This is a genomic window from Streptomyces sp. NPDC008238 (assembly GCF_042956445.1).
GTDB lineage: Bacteria > Actinomycetota > Actinomycetes > Streptomycetales > Streptomycetaceae > Actinacidiphila.
The window spans coordinates 1-21,495 of record NZ_JBIBGK010000029.1; the positions used below are offsets into that span (position 1 = coordinate 1).

At 74.5% G+C, this 21,495-nt stretch carries 18 protein-coding genes and 2 pseudogenes; 12 read left to right on the plus strand and 8 right to left on the minus strand.

Annotation, left to right across the window (positions count from 1 at the left end; genetic code table 11):
- Window positions 1–95: pseudogene (locus tag ACFZAU_RS35290) on the plus strand (ABC transporter ATP-binding protein); the annotation flags it as partial.
- A 19-nt stretch (window positions 96–114) separates the two neighbouring features.
- Here the strand turns inward: ACFZAU_RS35290 and ACFZAU_RS35295 are convergent.
- Complete coding sequence (locus ACFZAU_RS35295) at window positions 115–714, minus strand: hypothetical protein (protein ID WP_500555556.1); 600 nt, start codon at window positions 712–714, stop codon at window positions 115–117.
- A gap of 92 nt (window positions 715–806) precedes the next feature.
- Here ACFZAU_RS35295 and ACFZAU_RS35300 point away from each other — a divergent pair, with 92 nt between their 5' ends.
- The 6 genes and pseudogenes from ACFZAU_RS35300 to ACFZAU_RS35325 all read left to right on the plus strand — a co-directional run bounded on the left by ACFZAU_RS35300 (window position 807) and on the right by ACFZAU_RS35325 (window position 6,448).
- Window positions 807–1,427, plus strand: coding sequence for a hypothetical protein (locus ACFZAU_RS35300; RefSeq protein WP_500555557.1), 621 nt, complete (start codon window positions 807–809; stop codon window positions 1,425–1,427).
- Window positions 1,428–1,588: 161 nt separating this feature from the next.
- On the plus strand, window positions 1,589–3,076 hold the full coding sequence (locus ACFZAU_RS35305; RefSeq protein WP_500555558.1) for a PepSY-associated TM helix domain-containing protein: 1,488 nt from the start codon (window positions 1,589–1,591) through the stop codon (window positions 3,074–3,076).
- Between the two features lie 52 nt (window positions 3,077–3,128).
- Window positions 3,129–3,293 (plus strand): hypothetical protein, encoded by a 165-nt coding sequence (locus ACFZAU_RS35310; RefSeq protein ID WP_500555559.1) that lies wholly within the window; start codon window positions 3,129–3,131, stop codon window positions 3,291–3,293.
- 124 nt (window positions 3,294–3,417) lie between these two features.
- Window positions 3,418–3,840, plus strand: coding sequence for a VOC family protein (locus ACFZAU_RS35315; RefSeq protein ID WP_500555560.1), 423 nt, complete (start codon window positions 3,418–3,420; stop codon window positions 3,838–3,840).
- Entirely contained in the window at window positions 3,837–4,913 is a 1,077-nt protein-coding gene (locus tag ACFZAU_RS35320) for an adenosine deaminase (protein WP_500555561.1), read from the plus strand. The genes ACFZAU_RS35315 and ACFZAU_RS35320 overlap by 4 nt, the downstream gene beginning before the upstream one ends.
- A gap of 553 nt (window positions 4,914–5,466) precedes the next feature.
- Window positions 5,467–6,448, plus strand: a pseudogene (locus tag ACFZAU_RS35325) (hydroxyacid dehydrogenase).
- Window positions 6,449–6,573: 125 nt separating this feature from the next.
- Here ACFZAU_RS35325 and ACFZAU_RS35330 read toward each other — a convergent pair.
- From ACFZAU_RS35330 to ACFZAU_RS35360, 7 genes are all read right to left on the minus strand, one after another.
- Entirely contained in the window at window positions 6,574–6,906 is a 333-nt protein-coding gene (locus ACFZAU_RS35330) for a hypothetical protein (protein ID WP_500555562.1), read from the minus strand.
- Between the two features lie 82 nt (window positions 6,907–6,988).
- Complete coding sequence (locus tag ACFZAU_RS35335) at window positions 6,989–8,260, minus strand: alpha-L-fucosidase (RefSeq protein WP_500555563.1); 1,272 nt, start codon at window positions 8,258–8,260, stop codon at window positions 6,989–6,991.
- A gap of 188 nt (window positions 8,261–8,448) precedes the next feature.
- Complete coding sequence (locus ACFZAU_RS35340; protein WP_500555564.1) at window positions 8,449–9,375, minus strand: carbohydrate ABC transporter permease; 927 nt, start codon at window positions 9,373–9,375, stop codon at window positions 8,449–8,451.
- Window positions 9,372–10,724 (minus strand): carbohydrate ABC transporter permease, encoded by a 1,353-nt coding sequence (locus ACFZAU_RS35345; protein ID WP_499603272.1) that lies wholly within the window; start codon window positions 10,722–10,724, stop codon window positions 9,372–9,374. The genes ACFZAU_RS35340 and ACFZAU_RS35345 overlap by 4 nt, the downstream gene beginning before the upstream one ends.
- 9 nt (window positions 10,725–10,733) lie before the next feature.
- Window positions 10,734–12,065, minus strand: coding sequence for an ABC transporter substrate-binding protein (locus ACFZAU_RS35350; RefSeq protein ID WP_499603271.1), 1,332 nt, complete (start codon window positions 12,063–12,065; stop codon window positions 10,734–10,736).
- Between the two features lie 69 nt (window positions 12,066–12,134).
- Window positions 12,135–13,820: a glycoside hydrolase family 13 protein gene (locus ACFZAU_RS35355; protein ID WP_500555565.1), complete on the minus strand. Its 1,686-nt coding sequence runs from the start codon at window positions 13,818–13,820 to the stop codon at window positions 12,135–12,137.
- A 248-nt stretch (window positions 13,821–14,068) separates the two neighbouring features.
- The gene (locus tag ACFZAU_RS35360) at window positions 14,069–15,346 is read right to left on the minus strand and encodes an ABC transporter substrate-binding protein (RefSeq protein WP_500555566.1); all 1,278 of its coding nucleotides are present in this window, start codon (window positions 15,344–15,346) and stop codon (window positions 14,069–14,071) included.
- A gap of 170 nt (window positions 15,347–15,516) precedes the next feature.
- Between ACFZAU_RS35360 and ACFZAU_RS35365 the strand changes: the two genes are divergently transcribed.
- From ACFZAU_RS35365 to ACFZAU_RS35385, 5 genes are all read left to right on the plus strand, one after another.
- Window positions 15,517–16,023 (plus strand): PadR family transcriptional regulator, encoded by a 507-nt coding sequence (locus tag ACFZAU_RS35365; RefSeq protein ID WP_500555567.1) that lies wholly within the window; start codon window positions 15,517–15,519, stop codon window positions 16,021–16,023.
- On the plus strand, window positions 16,020–16,793 hold the full coding sequence (locus tag ACFZAU_RS35370; RefSeq protein ID WP_500555568.1) for an ABC transporter ATP-binding protein: 774 nt from the start codon (window positions 16,020–16,022) through the stop codon (window positions 16,791–16,793). The genes ACFZAU_RS35365 and ACFZAU_RS35370 overlap by 4 nt, the downstream gene beginning before the upstream one ends.
- A 5-nt stretch (window positions 16,794–16,798) precedes the next feature.
- The gene (locus ACFZAU_RS35375) at window positions 16,799–19,105 is read left to right on the plus strand and encodes an ABC transporter permease (protein ID WP_500555569.1); all 2,307 of its coding nucleotides are present in this window, start codon (window positions 16,799–16,801) and stop codon (window positions 19,103–19,105) included.
- Between the two features lie 625 nt (window positions 19,106–19,730).
- A complete protein-coding gene (locus ACFZAU_RS35380) occupies window positions 19,731–20,816 on the plus strand; it encodes an S-(hydroxymethyl)mycothiol dehydrogenase (RefSeq protein WP_500555570.1) in 1,086 nt (361 codons plus the stop codon).
- The gene (locus ACFZAU_RS35385) at window positions 20,816–21,445 is read left to right on the plus strand and encodes an MBL fold metallo-hydrolase (RefSeq protein WP_499603264.1); all 630 of its coding nucleotides are present in this window, start codon (window positions 20,816–20,818) and stop codon (window positions 21,443–21,445) included. The genes ACFZAU_RS35380 and ACFZAU_RS35385 overlap by 1 nt, the downstream gene beginning before the upstream one ends.
- Window positions 21,446–21,495 lie beyond the last annotated feature (50 nt).

Here is a 21,495-nt window from a genome sequence, read left to right on the forward strand (position 1 = left end):
TCACCGCCCTCGTCGCCACCCACGACCCCCAGCTCCTCGCCCTCGCCGACCGCGTCCTCGAACTCCGCGACGGCCACATCATCCCCACCGACTGACCCGCGGACGGCGGGGACGTCACGCCGCGGGGGGCGGGCCCGGGACGCCGCGCGCCCGCCGCCCCGCGGCCCGGTGCAGCGCCAGGACGGACCAGCCGACCAGGACGACTCCCACCGCGCTGAACGCGGACCAGAACACCAGCGGCCCGTGCCCGACGTCACGCCGCGCCACGACCCGCTCGGGACGGTCGGCCCGGTAGACGATGGGCAGCCGGTCCCCGTGGTTGACCTGACGGCGGTTGGTGCCCCGTGGCAGCGGATGGGTCACCTCGGCGCCCGCCACGGTGAACGTCACCCACAGCCGCCCGTCGCCCGGGCCGCCGTGCGCCTCGCGGACGGTGCCCACCGTGTGCACGCCGTAGCGCACCGACAGGGTGTCCCGGGCGGCCGAGGTCAGGAGCCAGACACCCGCGGCGAGGAACAGCACACCGGCCACCAGCAGCACCAGAGGGTGGGCGGTACCCCCGCGGGCGTCCGCGGCCGAGCCCTGGTGGGTGCCCTCACCCGAGCCGTACCGGCTGCCCGCACCGGAATGCCCGCCGGAACGCCCGCCGGAGCCGCGCGCTTTCGCCCGCCGGCCGCCCCGCACCGGCCCGTCCCCTGCGCCCGCTGCCCCCATGACAGCAATTTACGGGAACCACGAGGCCGTACGGGAGAGGGAGTTCGGGACTCGTGGCGCGGGCGGCGACCCGCCTGGCACCATGGCTGCCCATGACCTCCGGGCCCGGCTTCCGCCTCGCACGCGCCGCGGTGTTCGCGGCCGTGTGCGTGACGGTGACCGGGCTCGGCCACGCCCTGATGTCCCGGGCGGTGCCGGGCTGGGCGGTCGGGTACGCGTTCGCCGCCACGACCGCCGGGGCCTGGTGGCTCGCCGGACGCCGGGAGCGCGGCGCCCTGACGGTCACGGGAGCCACGGTGGGGGCGCAGTTCGCGCTGCACGCCTGGTTCGGCCTCGCCCAGGCCTTCGCCGCCGCCCCCGCCGACGCGGGCCCGGCGTACCGTCACACGGTCGCGGCGATGGGCACGATGCCCATGTCCGCCTCCCCGGCCGGCGGCTGGACCACGGGCATGGCCGCGGCCCACGCGCTCGCCGCCGCGCTGTGCGGGCTGTGGCTGTGGCGGGGCGAGGCCGCGGTCTTCCGGGCCGGCCGCGCCCTGGCCGCGGTCCTGCTCGCCCCGCTGCGCCGGGCGGTACGCACCGTCCTCGCCCACGACCACGCCGCCCCGGCCCGCCCCGCGGCCTCCCCCCGTCCGGCGCGCCCACCGCGCCGGACACCCCTGCGGCACACGGTGGCGCGCAGGGGCCCACCGAAGCCGGCGATCAGCTGCTGACCGTCCGTCCCGCCCACCGGCGGTGACGGGCGCAGTCCGGCCTGCCCGCGCACGGCACCGTCCGCCGCGCGGCCACGCCGTCCCGCCGTCACGGCGGACCGACCTGCCGACTTCACCCGCGCCCGCGCCGTACGCGCCGGGCGCCGATCGGGGATGCACCCATGTCTTCCACACAGGAACAGACACCGACCGACGGACACGGCGGGGACGCCGCGGCCCCTGCCGGCGAAGGCGCCGCGCCGGCCGCGGACCTGTCCGGCACCACCGCGCAACCGCGGCGCTCCTGGCGCGAGGCACGCGCACTGCTCGTCCGACTGCACTTCTACGCCGGGGTGTTCGTCGCCCCCTTCCTCCTCGTCGCCGCCCTCACGGGCCTCGCCTACACCTTCACCCCGCAGTTCGACCGGCTCGCCTACGGCGACATGCTGTACACCGAGCGGCCCGACGGCCCATCGCGTCCGCTGGCCGAACAGATCACGGCCGCCAGGGCCGCCCACCCGGAGGGGACGCTCGCCTCGGTGATCACCCCGTCCGGCCCCGAGGACACCACGCGCGTCGTGCTCTCCGTCCCCGAACTGGGCGACAAGCAGCGCACGGTCTTCGTCGACCCCTCCACGGCCGAGGTGCGCGGGGAGCTGACCACGTGGTTCGGCTCGACGCCGCTGTCGACCTGGCTGGACGACCTGCACCGCAACCTCCACCTCGGGGAGACCGGCAGGCTGTACTCCGAGGTCGCCGCCAGTTGGCTGTGGGTGATCGTCGCAGGCGGGCTCGTGCTGTGGCTCGGACGCGCCCGCGGCCTGCGCGCCCCCACGGCCCGCGGTGTGCTCCTGCCCGACCGGTCCGCCCGGGGAGTGCGCCGCACCCGTACCCGGCACGCCGCCACCGGCGTGTGGCTTGCGCTCGGCCTGCTCTTCCTCAGCGCCACCGGTCTGACCTGGTCCCACTACGCCGGTGACCGCTTCGGACGGTTCCTGGACGCGGTCAAGGGGCACGCGCCCGCGCTCGACACCTCCCTGCCCGGCGCGGGAACCGGCTCCGGCCCGGCGCAGGAGGGACACGCCGGGCACGGCGGCGGCCGCTCCACGGCGGCCGCCGACCCGGCCGCCTTCGACACGGTCCTGGCCGTGGCCCGGGACGCGGGCCTGGGCGGCAGGGTCGAACTGACCCCGCCCGCCGACGCGTCGACCGCCTGGACCGTCGCCCAGGACGACGACCGGTGGCCGGTGCACTACGACCGGGTCGCCGTCGACGCCGCCCGGGGCGAGGTCACCTCCGAGAGCCGCTGGGCCGACCACCCCGCCCCGGCCAAGCTCAGCAAGCTCGGCGTCCAGGGCCACATGGGCCTGCTCTTCGGCCTGGCCAACCAGATCGTGCTGGCGGTGGTGGCGCTCGGCCTGGTCCTCGTCATCTGCTGGGGCTACCGCATGTGGTGGCAGCGCCGGCCGGTCCGTGCCGACCGCGCCGCCCCGTTCGGCCGGGCCCCCGCACGCGGCACCTGGCGCCGCCTGCCCGTGCCCGCGCTGGTCCTCGGCGTCCCCGCCGTCGCCGCCCTCGGCTGGACACTGCCCGTCCTCGGCGTGACGCTGCTCGGGTTCCTCGTCCTCGACGCCGCCGCGGGCCTCCTGCGCCGGCCGCGCACCGACTGACCCCCGCGACCCCGACCCCGGCCCGGGGACCCCTCCCGGGCCGGGTCCGGGTGTGCCTGGCTGCCGCCCGGCCACCGAGGTCGTCACGGCGCACCCGGTCTTCGTGGCCACCGGCGCCGACGGCAGGCCCCGGCCGGCGTCGGCCGAGGACGAGCGGCGTCACGCCCGGGCGCTGCGGCGCCGCGCCCTGCGCGCCGGGCGGGCGGACGCCGGCTGACCCGCGGCCCGGGTGGGGGCGCCGGTTCCGGCCGCCGCCACCCGGCCGGTGCCCTGCGGGCGGCTCCGTGCCGCCCCCAGGGGGCGCCTTGCCCGGGCCGTGGTGTTACGTATAACGTTCGCGCATGTCCCGTATCGCCCTGGTCACCCTCGTCGTCCGCGACTACGACGAGGCCATCGCCTTCTACACCGGCGCCCTCGGATTCGAGCTCGTCGAGGACGAGCCGCGCCCCGGCGGGAGCCGGTGGGTCGTCGTGCGCCCGCCCGGCGGGGCCGCCGGCAGCGGGCTGCTGCTCGCCCGCGCCAAGAACGACGCCGAGCTCTCGCGGGTCGGCGACCAGACCGGCGGACGGGTCGGCTTCTTCCTGCACACCGAGGACTTCGCGGGCGACCACGCGCGGATGCTCGCCGCGGGCGTGACCTTCCTGGAGGAGCCCCGCCACGAGGCGTACGGCTCGGTCGCCGTCTTCCAGGACCCGTACGGGAACCGCTGGGACCTCCTCCAGCCCGCCGCCACCGCCCCCACCGACCAGGAGCACACCGCGTGACCGCCCTCGACACCGACCTGATATGCCGGCTCCCCAAGGCCGTCCTCCACGACCACCTGGACGGCGGCCTGCGCCCGGCCACCCTGGTCGAACTGGCCGCGGAGACCGGCCACGCGCTGCCCGCCACCGACCCCGGCGAGCTGGCCGCCTGGTACTACGACGCGGCGAACTCCGGCGACCTCGTCCGCTACATCGCCACCTTCGAGCACACCATCGCCGTGATGGGCACCCGCGAGGGCCTGCTGCGCGTCGCCGAGGAGTACGTGCTCGACCTCGCCGCCGACGGCGTCGTCTACGGCGAGGTGCGCTACGCCCCCGAGCTGCTGGTGCACCGCGGCCTCACCCTCGCCGAGGTCGTCGAGACCGTCCAGGAGGGCCTGGCCGCCGGCATGGCGAAGGCCGCCGCCGCGGGCACGCCGGTCCGCGTGGGGACCCTGCTGTGCGCGATGCGCATGACCGACCGCAGCCGCGAGGTGGCCGGCCTCGCCGTGGCCTACCGCGACGCCGGTGTCGTCGGCTTCGACATCGCCGGGGCCGAGGACGGGTTCCCGCCCGCCGACCACCTCGCCGCCTTCGAGTACCTGCGCCGCGAGAACGTGCCCTTCACCATCCACGCGGGCGAGGCCCACGGCCTGCCCAGCATCCACCAGGCCGTGCAGGTCTGCGGCGCGCTGCGGATCGGCCACGGCGTCCGCCTCGCCGAGGACATCGTGGACGGCAAGCTCGGCCGCCTCGCGGGCTGGATACGCGACCGCCGCATCGCGCTGGAGGTCTGCCCGACCTCCAACCTCCAGACCGGCGCCGCCACCTCCATCGCCGGGCACCCCATCACCCAGCTGCGCGACCTCGGCTTCCGCGTCACCGTCAACACCGACAACCGCCTGGTCTCGGCGACCACCATGACCCGAGAGATGGAACTGCTGGTCAGCGAGGCGGGCTGGACGGCGGAGGATCTGCGCGAGGTCACCGTCAACGCGCTCAAGAGCGCGTTCCTCCCCTTCGACGAGCGGAACGCGATCATCCGCGACGTCGTCCTCCCGGGCTACGAGACCGTGCTGACCGCGGGCCGCTGACCCATGATGGGGGTACCGGGCCGGCTCGGCTCCCGGCCCGGTACCCACGTCCGCCCGAGCGCGCCGGAAATCGGGGAATCACCCGCAGACGCCGGTTACGGCGGGCGCGCCACCCATGGACGGTGGGCGTGGTCACCGGCCATCTGCACCCGCGGACGGCGACGAGACCGCACGCGGACGGACAACCGGCCCCGCTCCGGCGCCTGAACCCCAACCGCCCACCGGGCCGCAGGCTGCCGACAAGCCCTGGCCGCCCACCCTCCCCTCCGCAGCCCGCATCTTTGCGCCCGAAGGGCGCGAGACGGCGCGAGCCGAGCAACCGGCGCGGCACCCACCGGCCCGACGCCACGGTGCAGGCCGCTACGCGGCCGGTGCAGGTTCCGGGGCGGTCGGCGGTCGGCGTCGGCGGACGCGTCGCGGGAACGCTCCGCCCTTGACGGCGCCCCGTCCTGTGCGAAGGATGGCGCCCACCGATCCACCCGTCCGGCCGCAGGTCCCCAGCGGGAGCCGCCACGTGACCCCTGAGCAGCACCGTCCCCGTACCGTCCTGGCCATGCGGGCCGCCACCCGTGAGGCCGTCCTCACCGACGTGGCGCTCGGGCGGCTCTCCCGCGTCGCCCGCCTCGACCCCCCCCGTGCTCGTCGAGGACTTCGCCGACCCCGCCGTGGGGGAGGCGCTCGCCGGCGCCGAGGTGCTGCTGACGGGGTGGGGCTGCCCGGCGCTGGACGAGGCGGCGCTGGAGCGGATGCCGGCGCTGCGCGCGGTGGTCCACGCCGCGGGGTCGGTCAAGCAGCACGTCACCGACGCCGTGTGGCAGCGCGGCGTGCAGGTCTCCAGCGCGGCCGCCGCCAACGCCCTGCCGGTGGCGGAGTACACCGTCGCCGCCGTGCTGTTCTCCGGCAAGCGAGTGCTGGAGTCCGCGCGGGCCTACCGGGAGGCCCGCCGGAAACCGGCGCTCTCCGAGACGCCCGGCGGCATCGGGAACTACCGCCGCACCGTGGGGGTGGTCGGCGCCTCCCGCATCGGACGGCGGGTCGTCGAGCTGCTGCGCCCCTTCGACCTGCGCCTGCTCCTCCACGACCCCCACCTCGCTCCCGCCGAGGCGGTCGCGCTCGGCGCGGAACCGGTGGAGCTGGACCACCTGTGCCGGCGCAGCGACGTGGTCACCGTCCACGCCCCCGAACTGCCCGAGACCCGGCACCTCTTCGACGCCGCACGCCTGGCGCTGCTGAGGGACGGGGCGACGCTGGTCAACACCGCGCGCGGCTCGCTGGTCGACACCGCCGCGCTCACCGCCGAGCTGGTCTCCGGCCGGCTGCACGCCGTCCTCGACGTCACCGACCCCGAGCCGCTGCCCGCCGGCTCGCCGCTCTACGACCTGCCGAACGTCCTGCTCACCCCGCACGTCGCCGGATCCCTCGGCAACGAGCTGGCCCGGCTCGCCGACGCCGCGATCGAGGAGATCGAACGCCTCGCCCGCGGCGAGCCGCTCGCCCACGCCGTCCACCCCGACGAACTCGCACACTCCGCCTGAGAGAGGACCGCACGGCCGTCCCCGTCCGGGCCCCGGCCCGGCTCGCCGGGCAGGAAGCGGGCGGCCCCACGGGGCACACGACGCCGCCGGAACTGCCCTGGCCACCGCGACGGGGACGTCCCCCGTCACCGAAGGCGCAGGAAGTGCCGGACGTCGCCGTAACCGTCCACCGCCCGGCCGTCCACGTCCGACGGATCCGCCTCGGCACGTGCCGCCAGTGACGCCGCCAGCGCGACGGCCTCGTCGGCGAGGCGCGCGAAGCGCCGAGCGGTGTGCCCCAGGCACAGCCCGGCCAGGCCGAGAAGGGGACTTCCCGGCAGGGCCCGCGTCCCGACCCGGACGCACCAGTGCTCCACGAACCGCCGGTCGTCGTCGTTCAGCGCGCTCCCGACCAGGACGTCCGCCGCCTCGGTCTCGTGCGAGCGGTCGCGCAGGGCGCGCTCCAAGGTCTCGGCCACCACCTCGTGGGGCCGCGCGGGCGGGTTGTGGAAGACGGGACGGCGGGCACCCCGCGGGGGTACGGCAGCGTCACGGCAGGGGCTACGCGCGGCCCGTGCCGCGGTAGAGGTCGAGTTCGCCGTCGAGTTCGAGGGCGAGGACGGTGGCGTACGGGTCCAGGGCGCCGGGGGAGGGGGCGTCGATCCAGGTCACTCCGGGGACCTCGTGGAGCCCGCCGGTCACGTGGTGGCCGAGCGCGGCGCCGTTGCCGACGACGGAGACGCGGCGCACGCGGTTGCGCAGGCCGCGTACCGCGATGGTCTCGCGCGGGGCGTCGAAGCACACCAGGTACAGGGTGCGGCGGTCGGCGGACAGGGTGCTGGGGCCGTAGTGGTGCCCGGCCGGCAGGCCGGCGCGGGTGCCGTACACGGCGTCGGCGTGGGCGCGGATCCAGTCGCCGAGCCCTTCCAGGCGCTCGGTCTGCTCCGGGGTGATGGTGCCGTCCTCGCGGGGCCCGACGTCCAGCAGCAGGTTGCCGCCGGCGCCGATCGTCTCCGTGAAGTAGCGGACCAACTGGCCCACCGACTTGTGGCGGTGGTCGCCGTGCTGGAAGCCCCAGGAGTCGTTGACGGTCAGGCACAGCTCCCACGGCCCGGGCGGCGGTTCGACGGGGATGCCCTGCTCGGGCGTGGCGTAGTCGCCGTGGCTGAGCATGCGCGCGTTGAGGACCGTCTCCGGGTTCCCGGCGAGGATCCGCGCGGCCAGGGCGTCCAGGCCCCACTGCTCCTCGCTGCGCTCCCACTCGCCGTCGAACCACAGCAGGTCGGGGCGGAACCGGTCGACCAGCTCGCCGACCTGGGCGTCGCGGTAGGCCAGGTAGCGCCGCCAGGCCGCCGGGTCCTCCGTGCCGTCCGCGGGCGCGACGAACCGGCTGGTCACCACGTCCGGAGTGGGCGGGTCGGGGTGGACGACGCTGGGGTAGTCCGGGTGGTTCCAGTCCGAATGGGAGTAGTAGAGACCGACCTTGAGGCCCTGCTCGCGCAGCGCCCGCGCGTACGGGTCGATCAGGTCGCGCCCGGCGGGGGTGTGCCGGACGACCGACAGGTCGCCCTGCGCGGTGTCCCACAGGGCGACGCCGTCGTGGTGCCGGGCGGTCAGCACCGCGTAACGGGCGCCCGCGCGGGCGAAGAGCCGGGCCCAGGCGTCCGGGTCGTAGTGCGCGGCGGTGAAGCCTTCGAGCTGGCGCATGTACCGCTCGTGGGGGACGTCGCCGTTGTAGAAGGCCCAGGACTCGGGGACGCCGTCGACCGCGTAGATCCCGTAGTGGACGAAGATGCCGAGCTTGGCGTCGGCGAACCACGGCTGCAGGGGCATGGCTGACGGTTCCTCGGGGATCGGGGGAGGACGGCCGCGGGTGCGGTGATACGTCGGAGGAGTCCTGTCCTCCGACCCGACCCTAAGGGGGATCGGGCCGACTGACAAGAAAGACCTCCGATGTATCACCGCACCCGCCGGTGAGACGCCCCCGCTGCTTCACCGCCCCCGAAGCTTCACCGGCCCCGCTACTTCACCGACCCCGCCATGACCCCCTCCGCGAAGTGCCGCTGGAAGGCGAAGAAGACGACCAGCGGCACGATCAGCGACAGGAAGGCGCCGGGCGCCAGTACGTCGATGTTGGCGCCGAACTGCCGCATCTGGGACTGCAGGGCGACCGTGAGCGGCTGCGATCCGGCGTCCGCGAAGATCAGCGCGACCAGCATGTCGTTCCAGACCCACAGGAACTGGAAGATGGCCAGGCTCGCGATCGCCGGACGGCCCACCGGCAGCACCAGCTTCCGGAAGATCGTCCACTCCGACCCGCCGTCCATGCGGGCGGCCTCCAGCATCTCGCGCGGGATCTCGGCGAAGTAGTTGCGCAGCAGGAAGATCGCGAACGGCAGCCCGTACGCCACGTGGAAGAGGACCACGCCCGCCGTCGTGCCGAACAGCCCGACCTCCCGGAACAGCCTGGCCACCGGCAGCAGCCCGATCTGCACCGGCACCACGAGCATGCCGACGACCACCAGGAAGACCCAGTCACGCCCCGGGAACTCCAGCCAGGCGAAGGCGTACCCGGCCAGCGCGGCGAGGACCACGACGGCGGCCGTGGCGGGCACCGAGATCAGCACGGTGTTCCAGAACGCCTGGGTGATCCCGCTGTCCCCGAGGATCGCGGAGTAGTTGTCGAAGCCCAGCGACCCGGGGTGGAGCAGAGCGCTCCACCAGCCCGAGCCGGCGTTCTCGTCGGAGCTGCGCAGCGAGGAGACGAACAGCCCCACCGTCGGGGTGAGCCAGACCAGCGCGACGACCGTCAGCAGCACTTGGACGAGCCCGCCGCGCAGCACCGAACCCAGCCGGGCCGCCACGGAGGGACGCCCGGGTGCCCGGCCGGACGGCCCGCCGGGCGGGGTCGGCGGAGCGGGGCGCGGAGCGGCGGTCTGCACGGTCATCGGTTGCTCCTGCGGAAGCGTCGGATGTTGAGGGCCATCGCGGGCAGCACGAGCAGCAGCAGGACGACGCCGATCGCGCTGCCCAGGCCCTGGTTGTTGCCGCCGCCGAAGGAGACCAGCCACATCTGCAGCGCCAGGACGTTGGCGTCCTCCAGCACCGGGCCCGGCGCGATGATGTAGACGAGGTCGAAGACCTTCATCACGTTGATCACCAGCGTCACGAAGACCACGCCCAGCACCGGCGCCAGCAGCGGCACGGTGATCCTGCGGAAGATCTGCCACTCGCTCGCGCCGTCCATCCGGGCGGCCTCCAGCGTCTCGCGCGGCAGGGAGGCGAGCCCCGCGCCGATCAGCACCATGGAGAAGCCGGTCCAGATCCACAGGTAGGCGCCGATGATGGCCGGCGTGACCAGCGTCGGCCCGAGCCAGTCGATGCCCGCGTACGGCTCCGCGAAGTTCTTCCCGGGCAGCCGGACGCCGTAGGGGCCGTCCTTCGCGTCCGGGAAGCGGAAGGAACCGTCGTCCCCGGTGGTGGCGGTGGCGACCACCGCGCCGTTCCTGGTGAGTTCGACGGCCATGTGCGGCAGACCGCGCTCCTGCGGGTCCACGGCGCCGGGCGTGCCCCCGCCGCCCGGCACGAAGTCCAGGTAGACCACGCCGGTGACGGCGTCGTCCGAGGCCTCCGCGGGCGCCGCCGGCCGGGCCTGTGCCGGGAGCGACGCGGGCGGCAGGCCGACCAGGCCCAGGGTGACGTCCCTGCCCGGCTCCACCCGCGCGACCGCCTGGTAGCCGCCGTCACCGGACTCCTCGAGCACCTCCGTGCCGCGGGGGCGGGCGCCGGGGTAGGCCGAGGAGTCGTTGAAGGTGTCGTGGACGGCGACGGCGACCGCGTTCATCACGCCGCGCTGCGGGTCCTGGTCGTACACCAGGCGGAAGGTGATGCCCGCGGCGAGGAAGGAGACCGCCATCGGCATGAAGATCAGCAGCTTGAAGGCGGTGGCCCAGCGGATCTTCTCGGTGAGCACGGCCAGGACCAGGCCGACGCCGGTGAGCAGCCCCGGCGCCGCCACGACCCAGATCGCGGTGTTGCGGACGGCCTTGAGGCTCGCCGGGTCGCTGAACATCTCCTGGTAGTTGGCCAGCCCCACGAAGCGGTCGCCGCTCGCGTCGAACAGGCTGCGGCCGACCGAGAAGAGGATGGGGTAGCCGACGAGGGCGCCGAGCAGGGCGAGCGCCGGCAGCGCGAAGACGATCGCCGTGAGCCGGGCCCGGCGCGAACGCCGCCGGACGGCGGCCGGGGCGGTGCCGCCCGCCGGAGCGGACGGCACCTTGCGGGTGGAGGCGGACATGACCCGGCCTCAGCCCTTGTAGGCCTTGGCGGCCGCGGCCTCGAGCGCCGCCGCGGTGGCCTTCGGGTCCGACGGGTCGCGCAGGAAGTCCTGGAGGATCTTCCACTCGCCCTTGCCGGGCGTGCCGCCGAAGGCGGGCGGGGTCTGGTCCGACATGTCGAAGCGCACCGTGTCACCGGCGTCGACCAGCGACTTGGCGGCCGTGCGCAGGGTGTCGTCCGCGTAGGAGGCCGGGTCCAGTTCGGTGTTGGGGGAGAGGAAGCCGCCCGCCTTCGCCCAGATCCCCGCCGCCTCGGGGGTGGCCAGGTAGGAGATCAGCTCCATGCCGGCCTCGGCGTTCTTGCCGGACTTCAGCGCCACGGCGGCCTCGCCGCCGCCGACCACCGGGGCCGGGCCGCCGTCGACCGAGGGGAAGGGGAAGAACTTGGCGTCCTCGCCGACCTTGCCGCCCAGGTCGCCGGAGATGACACCGCCGACGAAGTCGCCCTCGTAGACCAGGCCGGCCTTGGGGCTCTTGCCGAAGACGTGCGCGACGGAGTCGGGGAAGCTGGTGGCCAGGGCGCCCTTGCGGCCGCCGGCGAGCAGGTCGTCCTCGCCGAACAACTGGCCCAGGGTGGTGAGCGCCTTGACGACCGTCGGGTCGCTCCACGGGATCTCGTGCCGGGTCAGCTTGTCGTAGTTCTCCGGGCCCGCCTGGGAGAGGTAGACGTTCTCGAACCAGTCGGTGAGCGTCCAGCCGTCGGAGCCGCCGACGGCGAAGGCGGGCAGGCCCGAGTCGGAGACCGCGCGGGCGGCGTCCAGCATCTCCGCGAAGGTCTTCGGCGGCTGCACGCCGGCCGTCTCCAGCGCGGCCGGGCTGTACCAGACCGTCGACTTGTCGGAGGTCTTGAAGTACAGGCCGTAGTAGGTGCCGTCGACCGTGCCGAAGGTCTGCCAGATCTTGGCGTAGTTCTTCTCCGCGGCGCCCTTCACCTCCGGCGACAGCGGCTGGAGCCAGCCCTTGCCCGCGAACTCCTTGAGGACGCCGGGCTGCGGCACCATCGCCACGTCCGGGGAGTCACCGCCCTCGATCTTGCTGCCCAGGACGGTCGCGAAGTTGTCGCCGGTGGAGACGTACGCCACCTTCGCCCCGGTCTTCGCGGTGAAGCCGTCCAGGACCTTCTGGAAGTTCTGCTGCTCGACGCCGGTCCAGACGGCCGCGACGGTCACCGTCTGGCCCTTGAGCTTCTGGCTGCCGGCCGCCGGCCCGGAGTCGGAGGCGGACTTGGTCTCACCGCCGCAGGCGGTGGTCGCGAGGGCCAGACCGCATATCGCGGTGGCCGCGACGAGGGTGCGCTTCATCGAGTGGTGTCCCTTCTTCGGTGGGGTGCGTTGGTGTGGTGCCGTGGTGCGGTGGGGGGTGGGGAACGGTCAGCTGCGCGCCGGGTCGTGGACCCACCAGGCGGCGGCGTTGCCCGGCAGGACCCCGGCCGGGCAGGGGGCGCTGGACAGCAGCGGCTGCCCGGGCACCGGGGCGGGGACCGGCTCGTCGCCGAAGTTGACGGCGCAGACCAGGCCCTCGCCGCGGACGAAGGCGAGCACCCCGGGCGGCGTCTCCAGCCAGCGCAGCGTCCCCTCGCCGAGCTGGGGCAGCCGGGCCCGCAGGCCCAGGGCCTCCCGGTACAGGTGCCAGAAGGAACCGGTGTCCAGCAGCGCGCGGTCGGCGCTGTGCTCGGCGAACCAGTCGGGCTGCGGCAGCCACGGCCGGGCCGTACTGCCCTCGGCGGTGAAGCCGAACGGCGAGACGTGCCCCGACCATGGCAGCGGCACCCGGCAGCCGTCGCGGACGAAACGCCGGCTGCCGGTACGGCGGAAGATCGGGTCGGTCAGCACCTCGTCCGGCAGGTCGACGACCTCGGGCAGCCCCAGTTCCTCGCCCTGGTAGACGTAGGCGGCCCCGGGCAGCGCCAGCATCAGCAGTGCGGCGGCACGTGCCCTGGCGGCACCGAAGTGCCCGGAGGGGCCGCCCGCGTAGCGCGTGACGGTCCTGACCTGGTCGTGGTTGTTGAGCACCCAGGTGACGGTGGACCCGGTGCCGGCGATGTCGCGCAGCGCCTCGGCGACGGCCGTACGGAACGCCCCCGCGTTCCAGGGCGCGCTCAGCAGGTGGAAGAAGAAGGCCTGGTGGAGCTCGTCCGGCCGGACGTAACGGGCCTGTTCGGCCGGGGTGGGCACGGAGACCTCGCCGACCAGCAGGCGCTCGCGCCCGTCGCGGGCGGTGTACTCCTCGCAGATGGCGCGCCACCGCCGCCACACCCCGTGCACCTCGGGACGGTTCCAGGCCAGCGGGTTGACGGAGTCGCGGGTCCGCTCGTCCGCCTCGGGGTCCGGGGAGTCGGGGAGGGCCGGGTGCTTGAACAGGCCGGCCGCCACGTCGATGCGGAAGCCGTCCACGCCCCGGTCCAGCCAGAAGCGCAGCACGTGCTCGAAGTGCTCGCCCACCCGCGGGTCGCGCCAGTTGAGGTCGGGCTGCTCCGGGGTGAACAGGTGCAGGTACCACTGGCCGGGGCTGCCGTCCGGTTCGGTCACCCGGGACCAGGCGGGGCCGCCGAACATCGCCCGCCAGTTGTTGGGTGGCAGTTCGCCGTGCTCGCCGCGTCCCTCGGCGAAGTGGAACAGCGACCGGGCGGGGCCGCCGGGGCCCTCCGCCAGCGCCTCGCGGAACCACGGGTGGGCGGTGGAGCAGTGGTTGGGGACGACGTCGAGGACGGTGCGCAGGCCCAGCCGGTGCGCGTCGGCGACGAGGCGGTCGAACTCGGCGAGGTCGCCGTAGAGCGGGTCGACGGCCGTGTAGTCGGAGACGTCGTAGCCGTGGTCGTGCTGCGGCGAGGGGTAGAAGGGGCTCAGCCAGATCCCGTCGACGCCCAGCCTGCGCAGGTAGGGCAGCCCCGCCCGGACGCCGGCCAGGTCGCCGACGCCGTCGCCGGTGCTGTCCAGGAAGCTGCGCACGTACACCTGGTAGACCACCGCGTCGCGCCACCAGGGGCGAACGGCGGTGAGTGCGGGGGAGGGGGCGGCGGCGGTGGAGGAACCGTCCTCCAGAGGGGCTGTGAACACCCGTCACCATTCCTGACTGCGGGCGCGCGGACGGACACGACACTGCACGCCGCGCGGGGTGGCTCGTTATGCATGCATGTTAAGTAATGGCGTCAGGAAGATGTCAACGGAGCTGCCGACAGTCGGCGCTTACTGGGGTGGTTTGTGGGGCTATCGGGCAGCGAGTGTGGGCACGCGAGAGCGTCAGCGTTACCTAACATGTATGTATGGGGGGTGGGTGCGACACCCGTGGGGCAAGAACCGCGGGATCAGCGGTCCCGCACGATCTCCCGCAGCTCGCGGTCCAGGCGCGCGACGGCCTGCTCCGGCGTGGTGTGCAGCGCCAGCGCGTCCCGGCTCACCGCCGCCACCGCCAGGCTCACCTGCTCGTAACGGGCGCTCTTGGGACGCGGCTTGGCCGCCCGCAGGCTCTGCTCCAGCACCGGCAGGTACGGATAGCGGCGCACCAGCCCCGGGTCCCGGTACAGGTCGGCCCACACCGGCGGCAGCGAGCCCTCCGTGAGCACCTGCCGCTGCACGGACTCACCCGTCATGTAGGCCATGAGGTCGGCGGCCGTCCCGGGATGCCGCGAGTGGGCGTCGACCGCGAGGTTGGACCCGCCGAGCACGCCCGTGCCCGGCCCGTCGGGGCCGGGCAGCGGCACGGCGCCGAAGCGTCCCGCGATCCGCGACCCCGGCGCCGAGGCGAGGTCGTACACGTACGGCCAGTTGCGCAGGAAGAGCAGCCGGCCGTCCTGGAACGCCCGCCGGGACTCCTCCTCCTTGAAGTGCAGCGCCTCGCGCGGGATCCAGCCCTCGCGCACACCGCGCACCAGGAAGCCCAGTCCCTCGCGCGCCGCGTCGGAGTCCACGGTGACCCGGCTGCCCTCCCCGCCGAGGATCCCGCCCCCCGCCGACTGCACGGCCTCGGTGACGTTGACCGTCAGCCCCTCGTACGGCAGCAACTGCCCCGCGTAGCCGCCGATCCGGTACTTCGGGGCGAGCGTCCGCGCCTGCTGCTCCAACTCCGCCCAGGTGCGCGGCGGCCGCAGGTGCTCCCGGTCGAGGATGTCCTTGCGGTAGTAGAGCAGCCCGGCGTTGGTGACGTACGGGACGGCGTACAGCCGCCCGCGGAACGTGGCGGTCTCCTTCACCGAGTCCAGCAGCCGCTCCATCGGCAGTCCGCGCGGGTCGACCGGCGCGATCCAGCCCGCGCCGGCGAACTCGGAGGTCCAGGCCACGTCGATGTTGAGGACGTCGAAGCGGTCGCTGCCGGAACGCAGGCTGTCGGCCATCTGCGCGCGCACCTCGTCCGCTGCCTCGGGCAGTTCGACGAGTGTCGCCCTCTCCAGGGGGTGGGCACGGTTCCAGCCGTCCAGCACGTGCTGGAGGTAGCCGGTCAGGTCGCGACCGGTGGCGAGGGTCACCGGGCCCCGGCCGGTCGTGCCGGGCGGGCCGTCGGCGGCGCGGGCGCCCTCGGAGGCGTAACCGGTCAGCAGCAGGGCAGCGGCGAGCAGGGTCCGGCCCGCGGCCCGCGGCCAGCGCATACGCTCCTCCAGGGTCCCGCTTCCGGCGACGGCGTCGTCGTCCGAAGGGACATGTATACCTGTTGGACATGCGCGATACTAGCCATTGCGGCAAGACGGCCTGCTCACCGATGATCGCGCTGATGAGCGGCCCCTAACAGGCAGGTAGTCGGGGAGGAGACGGGACGAGCGTGCGCCTTCCTCTCATGGCACTCCTCGCCAAGGGGCCCGCCCACGGTTACGAACTCAAGACGGCACTTGAGAAGCTCTTCGGTGCTGCCTATCCTCAGCCGAACATCGGCCAGATCTACGTGACGCTGGCGCGCCTGGAGAAGTCGGGGCTGATCCGGGGCGAGGACGTCACCCAGTCCGGCCGGCCCAACAAACGGATCTACGAACTCACCGACGCCGGGCGGGAGGCGGTCGCCGCCTGGTTCGAGGAGCCGTCCAGCGAGCCGCGGGTGCGCGACGAGTTCTTCATGAAGCTCGCCCTCGCCCCGGCCACCGGCATGGCCGACCAGGTCTCCCTGATCAACAAGCAGCGCCGCCACTACCTCAACCTCATGCGCGCCATGTCCCGGCTCGCCGCGGGGGAGGACCGGGACGACACCGTCGCGCAGCTGCTGATCGAGGGCGCCACGCTGCACCTGCAGGCGGACCTCGACTGGCTGGAGCGCTGCCAGGAGGAGCTGGAATGAGAAAGGCCGAGCCGCCCCCCGCGGCGCCGCACATGCTCCGGGTCGAGGGCCTGGTCAAGACGCACCGCGTGGACGGCGGCGAGGTCCGGGCCGTGCGCGGGGTCGACCTGGAGGTGCGGCCGGGCGAGTTCGTCGCCGTCACCGGCCCCTCCGGCGCCGGCAAGTCCACCCTGCTGCACCTGCTCGGCGGCCTCGAACGCCCCGACCAGGGGCGGATATGGCTGGACGGGCAGCGGGTCGACCAGCTCAGCGAGGCGCGCTGGGCGGTGCTGCGCCGGCGCGGGGTCGGCATCGTCTTCCAGTTCTTCAACCTCGTCTCCACCCTGACCGTCGCCGACAACATCGAACTGCCGGCCCTGCTCGCCGGCCGCTCGCCCCGCCAGGTGCGCGCCGCCCGCCAGGAGCTGCTGGCCGAACTCGGCCTGACCGGCAAGGAGGACAGCACCCCCGCCGACCTGTCCGGCGGCGAGCAGCAGCGGGTCGCCCTCGCCCGGGCCCTGGTCAACCGCCCGGCCCTGCTGCTGGCCGACGAGCCCACCGGCAGCCTCGACAGCAAGGGCACCCGGGAGGTGCTGCGGCTGCTGACCCGCTGCCACGAACGCGGCCAGACCATCCTGCTCGTCACGCACGACGCGAAGGTGGCCAGCGCCGCGGACCGGGTGATCAGCCTCTTCGACGGCGAGGTCGTGGACGACATCACCCTCGATGCCCTGCCGTACGCCTCGCGTCCCTCCCGCGCCGCCGCCGACGTCGTGAAGCTGCAGGGCTGACCGCCGTGCGCGCCACCGTCCGCTGGGCCCTCGCCGACCTGCGCACGCACCGCGGCCAGGCCCTGTCCATCGTCCTGGCCACCGCGGGCATCACCGCGGCGCTGCTGCTCTCCGTCGCCCTGCTGGTGTACGCGGCCAATCCCTGGCAGCGGATGTTCACCGCCACGGAGGGCGCCCACGTGTGGCTGCGCACGGACGGCGGCGCCGACACCCGGACGCTGTCCCGGATCGACGGGGTCACCGCGGTCTCCGGTCCCTTCCGCACCCTGACCGTCACCGCGCAGCACGGCCGCGAGAAGGCCGTCCTCGACCTGCGGGCCGCGGGCACGAGCCCGCCCTCGGTGGGGCGGCCCCTGATGGACCGCGGCAACTGGCTGGGCGGCGGTGCGAACGACGGCATCGTGCTGGAGCGGTCGGTGGCGTCCGCGCTGTGGGCCGAGCCGGGGGACGAGATCAGCGTCACCCGCGAGGGACGGCGCAGCACCGTCCGCGTGGTCGGCGTCGCCGGGACGGCGGAACCCCTCTACTCCCCGGGGGACAACCCCGGTGTCGCCTGGGCGTCCCCCTCGCTGGTGAACGGCCTCGCCACCGGCCCGGCCCGTCCGGGGCAGACCGTGGGGCTGCGGCTGAGGGACCCGGCGGACACCGCCTTCGTCGTCGCGCGCGCCGTCACCGCCGTCGGCTCGGACCGGGTCACCAGCGTCGCCACCTGGCGGGAGGCCCGTGCCGACGCCGAGGGCGACAACCACCTCCTCGGGCTGTTGCTCGGCCTGTTCGGACTGGCCGCGCTGCTGGCCGCCGCGATCGCGGTGACCGGGGGCATCGCCACCCGCGTCCTGGCGTACGTCCGGGACATCTCCGTTCTGAAGGCGGTCGGCTTCACCCCGGCCCAGGTGGTCCGGATGTTCCTCGTGCAGCACGCGGTGCTGGCCACCGCGGGCGTGCTGCTCGGCGCGGTCGCCGCGGAGACGCTCGCGCCGGGCATCCCCGGGCCCATGGGGGACGCCATGGGGCTGTGGCAGGGACTGCCGCAGCACACCTGGGCCCTCCCCGGCACGGCCGCGGCGACCGTGCTGGTCATCGCCCTCGCCACGGTGCTCGCCGCCTGGCGGGCCGGCCGCGTGCCGCCGATCCCCGCCGCGCGGGGGGCCGTTCCGGGACGCCGCAGGATGTCCGGCGCCGCCCGGGCGGCACTGCGCCTGGGGGCCCCGCCCGCCCTGGTCCTCGGCTGCCGCGGGGTGCTGCACCGGCCCGCGCGCTCCGCGGCGGCCGTGGCCCGGCTCGCCCTGCCGATCCTGATGATCACCGTGGCGCTGGGCACCTGGGCCACCCTCGACCGCTTCGAGCACCACCCGGAACAACTCGGACAGGCCGGCGCGCTCACCGCCCGCCCCAACGGCCTCACCGACGAAGCCGTCCGGCGGCTGCTCGCGGGACGGCCGGAGATCACCGCGGTCCACCCGGGCGTCGAACTCCCCGCGCTCGCCCCCGGGCAGTCGCAGTCCGTCACCCTGCGGGGGATCGGCACCACCGACGACCCCTACCCCTTCGCCGTCGCCGAGGGCCGGCGTCCCGCCGGACCCGACGAGGCGCTCGCCGGACAGGGCCTGATCGACGCGCTCCACATCGAGGTCGGCCAGTGGGTCCGGGTCACCGTCGGCGACACCCCGCACATCCTGCACATCGTCGGCCGCAGCATCGAGACCGGGCACGGCGGACGCGTCATCTCGGCGCCCCTCGACGTCCTGCAGGCGCAGGACGCCTCCGTCGGGCCCTCGTACTACAGCCTGGGCCTGCGTCCCGGCGCCGACCGGGCCGCGGTGCGCGGCGCCCTCACCGAGGCCTCGCACGGCGCCCTGGAGGTGCGCGAGGTCGCCGGCCCCGGCGCCGAACTCTCCCCGGTGCGCGGCGTGATCATCGGACTGGTCACCGTGCTCGCGCTGATCGCACTGGCCGAACTGTCCACGGCGGTCGGCAGCGGCATCCGCGACCACGCCCGCGACATGCGCGCCTACCGCGCGGTGGGCCTGACGCCGCAGCAGAGCGTGGCGACCGTCGTCACCGGGGTCGGCCTGGTCGTGCTGGCCGCCGCGGTGGCCGGCGTCACCGCGGGGGTGTTCGCCTCCGACTGGCTGATCGACCTGCAGGGCGGCTCCAGCGGCGTCGGCGCGGGCATCGCCCAGGCCCCGCCCGCGGCCGCGCTCCTCCTGATCGTCGGCCTGTGCGTCGCCGCGGCGGTGGCCGTCTCCGTCCTGCCCGCGTCCCGCGCGGCGGGCGACCGCAACCCGCGGATGCTGCTCAACGCGCAGTGACGGGGCGTCCCGGCCACGGCCTCGCGTGCCGCGGGCCCGGTTGCGGCCACGGCCTCGCGCGCCGTCAGTCCGGTTGCCGCCTCGGGCGCCGGTCCCGGGCGGGCGCCGCGTCCGGTGCTGCGGGGGACCGTAATCCGCGGATGCTGCTCGACGCGCGGTGACGGGGTGCCCGGGGAGCGGCCGCGACCTTGCGCGCCTGCGGCCCGGCTGCCGCTTTGGGCGCCGGTCCTGTGCTGGTGCCGTTTCTCGTGGGGTGGGGGACCGCAACCCGCGGATGCTGCTCGACGCGCAGCGGCGGGGTGCCCCGGGCGCCGCCCCCACGTGTGTACGGTCCCCACGGAGCCCCGGCCGGGCGTCCGCGGCGCCGCACCCCGGTCGCGGGATCGTTGCTGTCCGCGCCTCGTGCGCGTTCCGCGCCCGGTGGGGGACGACACCGGACGGCGTACCCGGCGAACGGGGCCGCCGGGCATGATCCTTGGTAAGAATGGAGCGCACCGGCCGGCCCGGCTGCGCGGTCCTTGACCGCCCTGTCGGCCGTCGTCGATGCTTGCGTTGCGGCACGTGCGGAATGTGCCGTAATGGGAAACGCCCGCCTCAGGGATCCGTACCAGCCGAGGAGTACCCCATGGCCCACCAGGTCCGTGCCGTCGTCGCCCGGGAGAAGGGTTCCCCCGTCAGCCTGGAAACGATCGTCGTGCCCGATCCGGGACCGGGGGAGGCGCTGGTCCGGATCCAGGCCTGCGGGGTCTGCCACACCGACCTGCACTACCGCGAGGGCGGCATCAACGACGACTTCCCGTTCCTCCTCGGCCACGAGGCCGCCGGCATCGTGGAGTCGGTCGGCGAGGGCGTCACCGACGTCGCCCCCGGTGACTTCGTCGTCCTCAACTGGCGTGCCGTGTGCGGCCAGTGCCGTGCCTGTCTGCGCGGTCGCCCCTGGTACTGCTTCAACACCCACAACGCCAAGCAGAAGATGACGCTGCTCGACGGCACCGAGCTCTCCCCGGCCCTCGGCATCGGGGCCTTCGCCGAGAAGACCCTCGTCCACGCCGGGCAGTGCACCAAGGTCGACCCGTCCGTCTCCCCGGCCGTCGCCGGACTGCTCGGCTGCGGCGTCATGGCGGGCATCGGCGCGGCCATCAACACCGGCAGCGTCGGCCGCGGCGACTCCGTCGCCGTGATCGGCTGCGGCGGCGTCGGCGACGCGGCGATCGCGGGCGCCCGGCTGGCCGGCGCAGCGAAGATCATCGCGGTGGACATCGACGCGCGGAAGCTCGAGACGGCGAAGAAGCTGGGCGCCACGCACACCGTCAACTCCAAGGACACCGACCCCGTCGAGGCGGTCCGCGAGCTGACCGGCGGCTTCGGCGCCGACGTCGTCATTGAGGCCGTCGGCCGCCCCGAGACGTACAAGCAGGCCTTCTACGCCCGCGACCTGGCCGGCACCGTCGTCCTGGTCGGCGTGCCCACCCCCGAGATGAAGCTGGAACTGCCGCTGCTGGACGTCTTCGGCCGCGGCGGCGCGCTGAAGTCCTCCTGGTACGGCGACTGCCTGCCCTCCCGCGACTTCCCCATGCTCATCGACCTCCACCTGCAGGGCCGGCTGGACCTGGACACCTTCGTCACCGAGACCATCGCCCTGGACGAGGTGGAGAAGGCGTTCGAGCGGATGCACCACGGCGACGTGCTGCGCTCGGTGGTGGTCCTCTGATGGCCGCCCGCATCGACCACCTCGTCACCTCGGGGACCTTCTCGCTGGACGGCGGCACCTGGGACGTCGACAACAACGTCTGGATCGTCGGCGACGACACCGAGGCGATCGTCGTCGACGCCGCCCACGACGCCGACGCCATCGCCGCGGCGCTGGGCGGCCGCCGCCTGGTCGCGATCGTCAGCACCCACGCCCACAACGACCACATCGACGCCGCGCCCGCGCTCGCGGCGCGCACCGGAGCGCCGATCCTGCTGCACGGCGACGACCTGCCGCTGTGGAAGCACACCCACCCCGACCGCTCCCCGGACGGCGAGCTGACCGACGGTCAGGTCATCACGGTGGCGGGCACCGAGCTCACGGTGCTGCACACCCCCGGCCACGCGCCGGGCGCCGTCTGCCTGTACGCGCCGTCCCTCGGCACCGTCTTCACCGGCGACACCCTCTTCCAAGGCGGCCCGGGGGCCACGGGGCGGTCCTTCTCGGACTTCCCGACCATCGTCGACTCCATCCGCGAGCGGCTGCTGAGCCTCCCGCCGGACACGGTCGTCCGCACCGGCCACGGCGACAGCACCACCATCGGTGCCGAGGCACCGCATCTGGACGAGTGGATCGCCCGCGGGCACTGAGCCCGCGTGCCGCCGGACCCGCGGGGACCCGAGCCGTCCGGCCCGGGTCC

Bases quoted from the DNA above. Each gene is read 5' to 3' on its own strand.
- ACFZAU_RS35295 (WP_500555556.1), bottom strand. From the start codon at position 714: ATGGGGGCAGCGGGCGCAGGGGACGGGCCGGTGCGGGGCGGCCGGCGG.
- ACFZAU_RS35300 (WP_500555557.1), top strand. From the start codon at position 807: ATGACCTCCGGGCCCGGCTTCCGCCTCGCACGCGCCGCGGTGTTCGCG.
- ACFZAU_RS35305 (WP_500555558.1), top strand. From the start codon at position 1,589: ATGTCTTCCACACAGGAACAGACACCGACCGACGGACACGGCGGGGAC.
- ACFZAU_RS35315 (WP_500555560.1), top strand. From the start codon at position 3,418: ATGTCCCGTATCGCCCTGGTCACCCTCGTCGTCCGCGACTACGACGAG.
- ACFZAU_RS35335 (WP_500555563.1), bottom strand. From the start codon at position 8,260: ATGCCCCTGCAGCCGTGGTTCGCCGACGCCAAGCTCGGCATCTTCGTC.
- ACFZAU_RS35340 (WP_500555564.1), bottom strand. From the start codon at position 9,375: ATGACCGTGCAGACCGCCGCTCCGCGCCCCGCTCCGCCGACCCCGCCC.
- ACFZAU_RS35345 (WP_499603272.1), bottom strand. From the start codon at position 10,724: ATGTCCGCCTCCACCCGCAAGGTGCCGTCCGCTCCGGCGGGCGGCACC.
- ACFZAU_RS35350 (WP_499603271.1), bottom strand. From the start codon at position 12,065: ATGAAGCGCACCCTCGTCGCGGCCACCGCGATATGCGGTCTGGCCCTC.
- ACFZAU_RS35360 (WP_500555566.1), bottom strand. From the start codon at position 15,346: ATGCGCTGGCCGCGGGCCGCGGGCCGGACCCTGCTCGCCGCTGCCCTG.
- ACFZAU_RS35370 (WP_500555568.1), top strand. From the start codon at position 16,020: ATGAGAAAGGCCGAGCCGCCCCCCGCGGCGCCGCACATGCTCCGGGTC.
- ACFZAU_RS35380 (WP_500555570.1), top strand. From the start codon at position 19,731: ATGGCCCACCAGGTCCGTGCCGTCGTCGCCCGGGAGAAGGGTTCCCCC.
- ACFZAU_RS35385 (WP_499603264.1), top strand. From the start codon at position 20,816: ATGGCCGCCCGCATCGACCACCTCGTCACCTCGGGGACCTTCTCGCTG.